This window comes from Kitasatospora sp. NPDC057512 (assembly GCF_042802135.1).
Lineage (GTDB): Bacteria > Actinomycetota > Actinomycetes > Streptomycetales > Streptomycetaceae > Kitasatospora.
This window is the reverse complement of the sequence record NZ_JBHVET010000363.1, coordinates 1-8,167: the sequence shown is the minus strand read 5'-3', so window position 1 is coordinate 8,167 and position 8,167 is coordinate 1. Positions and strand designations below refer to the sequence as shown.

The window sequence follows — 8,167 nt, the reverse complement described above, 5'->3', positions numbered from 1 at the left end:
CCCCTGCCGCGACGGGGGTGACGCATGTTACAGAGCCGGGAGCGCCCGGCAGCCGGACGCCCGGGGCGGGCACCCGCACGGGCGAACTACAGTCGTCGGTATGACGAGAACCCCGGACAGCGTCGTCCGCTCCTACATCGACCAGCACCAGGCCGCGTTCCTCGCCGACCTCTCCGAGTGGCTGGCCATCCCCTCGGTCTCCGCCGACCCGGCCCGGGCCGGCGAGGTGCGGCGCTCGGCCGAGTGGCTGGCCGCCAAGCTGGCGGAGACCGGCTTCCCGGTCGCCGAGGTGTGGGAGACCGACGGACTGCCGGCGGTGTTCGCCGAGTGGCCCTCCGGGGACCCGTCCGCGCCGACCGTCCTGGTCTACGGGCACCACGACGTGCAGCCCGCGGCCCGGGAGGACGGCTGGGAGACCGAGCCGTTCACCCCGACCGTGGTCGACGGCCGGCTGTACGCGCGCGGCGCCGCCGACGACAAGGGCCAGGTGTTCTTCCACACCCTGGGGGTGCGCGCCCACCTGGCCGCCACCGGCCGCACCGCGCCGGCCGTCAACCTCAAGCTGCTGATCGAGGGCGAGGAGGAGTCCGGCTCGCCGAACTTCGCCGACCTGGTCCGGCGCGAGGCCGGGCGGCTGGCCGCCGACGTGGTCGTCATCTCGGACACCGGCATGTGGTCCGCGACCACGCCGACCGTCTGCACCGGCATGCGCGGCCTGGCCGACGCCCAGATCGACCTGTACGGGCCGGACACCGACATCCACTCCGGCTCCTTCGGCGGCGCCGTGCCCAACCCGGCCCAGGTCGCGGCGGAGCTGGCCGCCGCCCTGCACGACGCCGACCGCAGGGTCGCGATCCCGGGCTTCTACGACGGCGTCGTCGAGCTCACCGGGACCGAGCGCGAGCTGTTCGCCGAGCTGCCCTTCGACGAGGAGCAGTGGCTGCGGGTCGCCAAGTCGTACGGCACCCGCGGCGAGGCCGGCTACTCCACCCTGGAGCGGATCTGGGCCCGCCCGACCGCCGAGGTCAACGGCATCTGGGGCGGCTACACCGGCCCCGGCGGCAAGACCATCGTCCCCGCCTCGGCGCACCTCAAGCTGTCCTTCCGGCTGGTCGCCGGGCAGGAGGTGGAGAAGGTCCGCGAGGCGGTGCGGGACTGGGTGGCCGGGCGGGTGCCCGAGGGCGTCCGGTACGAGCTGGTCTTCCCCGGCGCGACCCGGCCCTGCCTGACCCCGCTGGACCACCCGGCGCTCCAGTCCACCGTCCGGGCGATGGGGCGGGCCTTCGAGCAGAAGATCCTCTTCACCCGCGAGGGCGGCTCCGGCCCGGCCGCCGACCTCCAGGACGCGCTGGGCGCGCCGGTGCTGTTCCTCGGCATCTCGGTGCCCTCGGACGGCTGGCACTCGGTCAACGAGAAGGTCGAGCTGGACCTGCTGGCCAAGGGCGTGGAGACGGCCGCGTACCTCTGGGGCGACCTGGCCGAGAACTTCCGGCCGGGGGCATGACCCCCACCGCGCGCACCATGGCAGCCAGATCACTCATCCGGATGATTCACCACATGGGGATGGAACAGACGTGAGCACCGTGCCTGAGACCGAGCGCCCGCTGCCCCTGGCCCTGGCCCGGTCCGGAGTGGACCGGGCGGCCGAGCACCGCCTCGACGAGCCCTGGCTGGCGGCCGCCTGGAGCCACCCGAGCACCCGGGTCCTGCCGATCGCCGGCGGCGAGGCGTTCGTGGTCGACACCGCGCAGGGCACCGAACTCGTGCTGATGCCCTCCTTCGAGGCGCCGCAGACCGGCGACCGGTACTTCCTCGGCACCGACCAGGACGGAGTCTCGTACTTCGCGCTGGCGGGCGAGAGCCTGCCCGGGCGGCTGGACGGCGACGCCCGCCCGGCCGGGCTGCGCGAGGTCGGCGGGCTGCTGTCCGACCGGGACGCCGGGCTGCTGGTGCACGCCGTGGCGCTGGAGCACTGGCACCGGCTGCACAGCTTCTGCTCGCGCTGCGGGCACCCGACCGAGAAGGCCGGCGCCGGGCACGTGCGGCGCTGCACCTCCTGCGCGGCCGAGCACTACCCGCGCACCGACCCGGCGGTGATCATGGTGATCACCGACGAGCAGGACCGCTGCCTGCTCGGCCGCCAGGCGCTGTGGCCGGAGGGCCGCTGGTCGACGCTGGCCGGCTTCGTCGAGCCGGGGGAGTCGATCGAGCAGGCGGTGGCCCGCGAGGTGCACGAGGAGGCCGGCGTCAAGGTCGGCGAGGTGCGCTACGTGGCCAGCCAGCCCTGGCCGTTCCCGTCCAGCCTGATGCTCGGCTTCCTGGGCAGGGCGCTGCCCGGCGGCACCGAGATCACCGTGGACGGCGAGGAGCTGGCCGAGGCGCGCTGGTTCTCCCGCGAGGAGCTGCGCGCCGGGATGGAGGCGGGCGAGATCCTGCCGCCGTCCGGCATCTCGATCGCCCGGCACCTGGTCGAGCTCTGGTACGGGGAGCCGCTGCCCTCGGCGGCGCGCTGGTAATCCAGGACGAAAGGGGGGCGCGTGGTCAATTCCATGCGCCCCCTTTTTTCTCTCCAACCCCTTCCCGAATTCACCACGACCAGCTGTTCGTATCCGGACGGGCCAGTTCTGCTACCGGGAGGGGTCGGCGCGGGGGCGCATTCAACCCGCTCGGACGATATTGCCGGAAACGGCTGATACCGGCTCACCGTGCTCGCTACATTCACGAGGGTGACAATCCCCCGGGGCACCGCCCAATCCCCCAAATACCAGCGCCTCGCCGCCGACCTGCGCCGCCGGATCGCCGAGGGCGAGTTCACCGCCGACGCCGCCCTGCCGGTCGAGAGCGAACTGGAGCGCCAGTACGGCGTCGCCCGCAACACCGTCCGGCTCGCCGTCGACGTCCTGGTCAACGAGGGCCGCCTGGTCCGCCTCCAGGGCAAGGGCACGTACCTGCGCGAACACCCCGTCCTGGACCACCGCGCCTACGGCCCCGGCCTGACCCCCGCGCCGCGCGACTGCCTCGCCGCGCCCTCCGACGTCTACCTCGGCGAGGCCGCCGAAGCCGGGCGGGAACTCGGCACCGACTTCGAGATGATGATCGTCCGGGCCCGGGTGGACATCGCCGAACGGCTCGGACTGCGCCCCGGCGAGGCCATCGTGGTCCGCCGCCAGCTGCGGCTGCTCGACCGCGAGCCGTACTCCATCGAGGAGAGCCACTACCGGGCCGGCCTCGCCGCCGGCACCCCGCTGATGGAGCCCGACCCCGTCGAGGGCGGCGACGAGGCGGTGCTCGCCGTCCTCGGACGCACCGAGATCGGCGCGGTGGACCACCTGGTCGCGCGGATGCCGGGCCCCGAGGAGGCCCAGTGGTTCCAGGGCGGCCCCGGCGTGCCGCTGATGGTGCAGACCCGCGTCACCTACGACCGGCGCGGGCCGGTGCGGGTCATCGAGACCCGCTACTCGGCCGACCGCAGCCGGCTCGTCTACGGCGTCGGCGACCTCGGCGCCCGCACCACCCTGCCCGCCCCCGCCGCGCCCGTCGACCCGGCCCGGGCCGACGCGCCGTGACGCGCGCCGGCCCCGGTGGCCCGGGCCACCGGGGCCGGTCGGGCCCGGGGCGGGTGGGTGCGGGCCCGGTGGGGTCAGGCCGCCAGGGCCTTCTTGACCTGCAGCAGGCTCGGGTTGGTCATCACGACCTGCTCGCCGCCGCCCACCGGCGTCACCAGCACCGTCGGGACGGTCTGGTTCCCGTTGTTCACCGACTCGACGAAGGACGCCGACGCCGGGTCCTCCTCGATGTTGATCTCGGTGTAGCCGATGCCTTCACGGTCCAGCTGGCTCTTGAGTCGGTTGCAGTACCCACACCAGGTCGTGCTGTACATCGTCACGGTGCCGGACATCGAGGGGGCTCCTTCGAAAGAGGGGGGCGTACGGTCTCCGGCAGGAACGTCCACCGGGCGGCGGACATTCCGGAGCGCCGTCGACCGTCGCGCGTCACGCGTCGCGCGGAGTGATCATCCTGCGATCACACCGGGCCTGTGGACAACCCCGTCCGCGATGTCCCCCCGGGCTGAGAGGATGGAACGCATGCAGGAAGACCTCTTGAGCGGCAGCCCGTACGACGGCCCCCACGGCTCCCCCTGGGCCGACCCCGGTGCCGACACGGGCCCGGACGCCGTGCTCGCCGGGCTCGACCCCGAGCAGCGCGCCGTCGCCACCGCCCTGCACGGTCCCGTCTGCGTCCTGGCCGGCGCCGGCACCGGCAAGACCCGCGCCATCACCCACCGGATCGCCTACGGCGTGCGCAGCGGCGTCTACCACCCCCAGCAGGTCCTCGCCGTCACCTTCACCGCCCGCGCCGCCGGCGAGATGCGCGGCCGGCTGCGCCAGCTCGGCGCCGAGGGAGTCCAGGCCCGCACCTTCCACGCCGCCGCGCTGCGCCAGCTCCAGTACTTCTGGCCGCGCGCCGTCGGCGGCCCCGTCCCCCAGCTCCTGGAACGCAAGGTCCAGCTCGTCGCCGAGGCGGCCGGCCGCTGCGGCCTGCGCGTCCAGCGCACCGAACTGCGCGACCTCACCGCCGAGATCGAATGGGCCAAGGTCACCCAGATCGCCCCGGAGGACTACCCCGCGGCCGTCGCCAAGTCCGGCCGCGAGGCCCCCCGCGACCCGGCCGAGACCGCCCAGGTCTACCGCGTCTACGAGGAGGCCAAGAGCCGCCGCGGCAGCATGGACTTCGAGGACGTCCTGCTGCTCACCGCCGCCATCCTGGAGGACCGCCCGGACATCGCCGACCAGGTCCGCTCCCAGTACCGGCACTTCACCGTCGACGAGTACCAGGACGTCTCCCCGCTCCAGCAGCGCCTGCTCGACCGGTGGACCGGCCCCGACGGCGGCGCCAGCCTCTGCGTCGTCGGCGACGCCAGCCAGACCATCTACTCCTTCACCGGCGCCACCCCCGACTACCTGCTCAACTTCCGCACCCGGCACCCCGAGGCGACGGTGGTCAAGCTGGTCCGCGACTACCGCTCCACCCCCCAGGTCGTCCACCTCGCCAACGGACTGCTCGCCCAAGCCCGCGGCGAGGCCGCCCGCCACCGCCTGGAGCTCGTCTCCCAGCGCGAGGCCGGCCCCGAGCCGGTCTACACCGAGTACGAGGACGAGCCCACCGAGGCCGAGACCACCGGCCGCCGGATCAAGGACCTGCTCGCCGCCGGGGTGCGCGCCAGCGAGATCGCGGTGCTGTTCCGCACCAACGGCCAGTCCGAGGTCTACGAGCAGGCCCTCGCCGACCTCGGCGTGCCGTACCAGCTCAAGGGCGCGGAACGGTTCTTCGAACGCCCCGAGGTGCGGGACGCCGGCGTGCTGCTGCGCGGCGCCGCCCGGGCCGCCTCCGACCCGCTCACCGACGGCGCCCCCGACCTGGCCGGCCAGGTCCGCGCGGTCCTGGCCACCCGCGGCTTCACCGCCGAGCCCCCGGCCGGCTCCGGTGCCGTCCGGGACCGCTGGGAGTCGCTGGCCGCCCTGGTCCGGCTGGCCGAGGAGTTCGAGCGCACCCGCACCGCGGCCGGCCAGGACACCGACCTCGCCGCCTACGTCGCCGAGCTGGACGCCCGCGCCGCGGCCCAGCACGCCCCGGCCGTCGAGGGCGTCACGCTCGCCTCGCTGCACGCCGCCAAGGGCCTCGAATGGGACGCCGTCTTCCTGGTCGGCCTCACCGAGGGCACCCTGCCGATCATCTACGCCAAGACCGACGAGCAGGTCGAGGAGGAACGCCGCCTCCTCTACGTCGGCGTCACCCGGGCCCGCAAGCACCTCAGCCTCTCCTGGGCGCTCTCCCGCTCCCCGGGCGGCCGGGCCAGCCGCAAGCCGACCCGCTTCCTGGACGGGCTGCGCCCCGGCTCCGCCGCCCCGGGCGCGCGCACCGGCGCGCGCGGCGGGCGGGGGGGCGTCGAGCCCGGCGAGCGCTCCGCCGCCCGGCGGGCCCGCGGACCGGTCAAGTGCCGGGTCTGCGACAAGGTGCTCACCGAGGCCGTCGAGCGCAAGCTGCGCCGCTGCGAGAGCTGCCCGTCCACGATGGACGAGGGGCTGTACGAGCGGCTGCGCGAGTGGCGGGCCCGGCAGGCGAAGAAGCAGGGCGCGCCGGCCTACGTGGTGTTCACCGACGCCACGCTGATGGCGATCGCCGAGGACGTGCCCGCCGGCCGCGGTGAGCTGGCGGCCATCTCCGGGGTCGGCGCGATGAAGCTGGACAAGTACGGGGCCGCCGTGCTCTCGTTGTGTGCGGGGGAGGAGCCCGAGGAGGATCCGGACGACGTCGAGGACGGCGGTCCGGCCGATCAGGCCTGAGCAGGTCCGAGCGCGGTCCCAGGGGCCGCTCCGAGGGTTTCGGAACCCGTCGTGTGACGTGCCGAAGAACTCGCGTGAAAAATAGTTTGCGCCGCGTACCGGGAGCGCAATAGCCTGCCGGAGCGGTCAAGGGGACGCGGTCGCACGGGGTGAAACCTGTGCCGATGCCCCTCGCCCGAGAGCTTTACCGAGACAGACATCCGAACATTCGGAGCCAGGGAGACCAGGCTCCGCGAGACGCCGAGAGGAGGCGAAGACAGTGGGAAACATCATGATCACCAAAATGACTGGCCAGACCGTTGTCGCTGCCTCCCTGCGTGCCGCCCGTCTGCGGGCGCTCGCCGAGCTCGGTGGAACCGGTCTGGGTCTCGACACCACCGGTGTCTCCGCTCCCGTTGTCAGTGGTCTTGGACACACTGATCTGTGCTTCACGGGCGGCAGGAGCTTCGAAGGCACCTCTGTCGAGACCGGTCTGTCCCGTGACTGGGCGTCGTTCGGTACGTCGTGCTCCCTGCGCGACGAGCGACCGACCCAGGCACCGAAGGCAGCAGTAGCCGCCGCCATGCATGGCGGCTATGCGCAGGTCGTCGGTGCCGGAAACACCCAGAAGCAGAACGAGCAGCAGATTAACCAGGCCATGGCCGCCTTCGCGGGCGCCGAGGCCATCCGGATGCAGGCCTTCCGCGGCCCTGAACCCTGGAGAGAACGAACCTGAGCCAGCCTCAGGTCGGCACCTCCAGGGCCGCGGAACCCGTCACACCGGGATCCGCGGCCCTTCTGTTTTGTCCGGTACGCAAGACCACCCAGGCCCTCCGGGGCCTCCGGCCCAGCACCACCAGTCACCTGGGCCGGAACCACTGAGAAAAGACGAGGAAGACGCCCACAGTGTCCACGGTCATCACACCGCCCACCCCGTCCGTACCGCCGACAAGCCAGATCACCAAGGCCGACCAGGCCGACCCCCCGGAGGTTCCTTCCATGCAGCTCAGCTCGATCGAGCAGGCCGAGTCCCTCGGTCTCCCCATCCCCTGCCGCGCCTTCGACCCCGAGGTCTTCTTCGCGGAGACGCCGGCCGACGTCGAGTACGCGAAGTCGCTCTGCGGCACCTGCCCGGTGAAGGAGGCCTGCCTGGCCGGCGCCCTGGAGCGGCGCGAGCCGTGGGGCGTCTGGGGCGGCGAGCTGTTCGTCCAGGGCGTCGTGGTGGCGCGCAAGCGTCCCCGTGGCCGTCCGCGCAAGACCGAGGTCATGGCATGAACCCCGCCCACGAGGCCAGGGTCGTCCGCCGCGGAGAGCAGCCCCCGCTGGACAGCGCCCTCCGCCGATCCGTGCGGATCGCCGCCGCCAAGGCCGACGCCGCAGCCCGCATCACGTCCCCGAGCAAGCACCACGAGCAGGACCACGACATGAACCCCGCCGCCGTCGATCCCACCGCCCGCGCCGAGCAGGCCACCGAACGTCAGACCCAGAACAGGATCCTCGAGATGCAACTCCTCCACGAATCCCTGGCCCGTGCCCATATGCAAGACAGGCTGCACGAGGCCGAGAACCAACGGCTCGTCAGCCGGGTCGTCCGGGCCCGCAAGCTCAGGCAGCGGGCCGAGCGGGCCTCGATGCGGGCCCGCAAGGCGCTCGCCGTCGCGCTGATGTAGCGCTGATGCAGGGCCCCGCCGGGGCCTGGGGCCCGTCTTCGACAGGGCCCCGTCGGACTTTGGTCCACGGCCGGACACCGGTCCGCCGCCGGAATCACCGTCGGACACCGGTCCGTCGTCGCCGGACCTCGAACCACCCCCGTCGTGCCGCAGGCCGCTCCCCGTCGTCGGGGG

8 protein-coding genes are annotated in these 8,167 nt (G+C 73.2%); 7 read left to right on the top strand and 1 reads right to left on the bottom strand.

Features of this window, described 5'->3' with window-relative positions; all coding sequences use genetic code 11:
• The first annotated feature begins 100 nt into the window (after positions 1-100).
• The 3 genes from ACFU6K_RS22830 to ACFU6K_RS22820 all read left to right on the top strand — a co-directional run bounded on the left by ACFU6K_RS22830 (position 101) and on the right by ACFU6K_RS22820 (position 3,566).
• Positions 101-1,504 carry a dipeptidase gene (locus ACFU6K_RS22830; RefSeq protein ID WP_380665791.1) on the top strand — a complete coding sequence of 468 codons (1,404 nt, stop codon included), beginning with the start codon at positions 101-103 and terminating at the stop codon, positions 1,502-1,504.
• A 70-nt stretch (positions 1,505-1,574) separates the two neighbouring features.
• Positions 1,575-2,516, top strand: coding sequence for an NAD(+) diphosphatase (nudC, locus tag ACFU6K_RS22825; RefSeq protein WP_380665789.1), 942 nt, complete (start codon positions 1,575-1,577; stop codon positions 2,514-2,516).
• A gap of 210 nt (positions 2,517-2,726) precedes the next feature.
• Positions 2,727-3,566 carry a GntR family transcriptional regulator gene (locus tag ACFU6K_RS22820; RefSeq protein WP_380665786.1) on the top strand — a complete coding sequence of 280 codons (840 nt, stop codon included), beginning with the start codon at positions 2,727-2,729 and terminating at the stop codon, positions 3,564-3,566.
• A gap of 74 nt (positions 3,567-3,640) precedes the next feature.
• Here the strand turns inward: ACFU6K_RS22820 and ACFU6K_RS22815 are convergent, their stop codons facing one another.
• The gene (locus tag ACFU6K_RS22815) at positions 3,641-3,898 is read right to left on the bottom strand and encodes a mycoredoxin (RefSeq protein ID WP_218203367.1); all 258 of its coding nucleotides are present in this window, start codon (positions 3,896-3,898) and stop codon (positions 3,641-3,643) included.
• Between the two features lie 277 nt (positions 3,899-4,175).
• Between ACFU6K_RS22815 and ACFU6K_RS22810 the strand changes: the two genes are divergently transcribed.
• From ACFU6K_RS22810 to ACFU6K_RS22795, 4 genes are all read left to right on the top strand, one after another.
• On the top strand, positions 4,176-6,344 hold the full coding sequence (locus ACFU6K_RS22810; RefSeq protein ID WP_380665793.1) for an ATP-dependent DNA helicase UvrD2: 2,169 nt from the start codon (positions 4,176-4,178) through the stop codon (positions 6,342-6,344).
• A 271-nt stretch (positions 6,345-6,615) separates the two neighbouring features.
• A complete protein-coding gene (locus tag ACFU6K_RS22805; RefSeq protein ID WP_380665783.1) occupies positions 6,616-7,059 on the top strand; it encodes a hypothetical protein in 444 nt (147 codons plus the stop codon).
• 170 nt (positions 7,060-7,229) lie between these two features.
• Complete coding sequence (locus ACFU6K_RS22800; RefSeq protein ID WP_369808359.1) at positions 7,230-7,598, top strand: WhiB family transcriptional regulator; 369 nt, start codon at positions 7,230-7,232, stop codon at positions 7,596-7,598.
• Positions 7,595-7,993, top strand: a complete 399-nt coding sequence (locus ACFU6K_RS22795) for a hypothetical protein (RefSeq protein WP_380665781.1) — start codon at positions 7,595-7,597, stop codon at positions 7,991-7,993. Before ACFU6K_RS22800 ends, ACFU6K_RS22795 begins: the two co-directional genes overlap by 4 nt.
• Positions 7,994-8,167 lie beyond the last annotated feature (174 nt).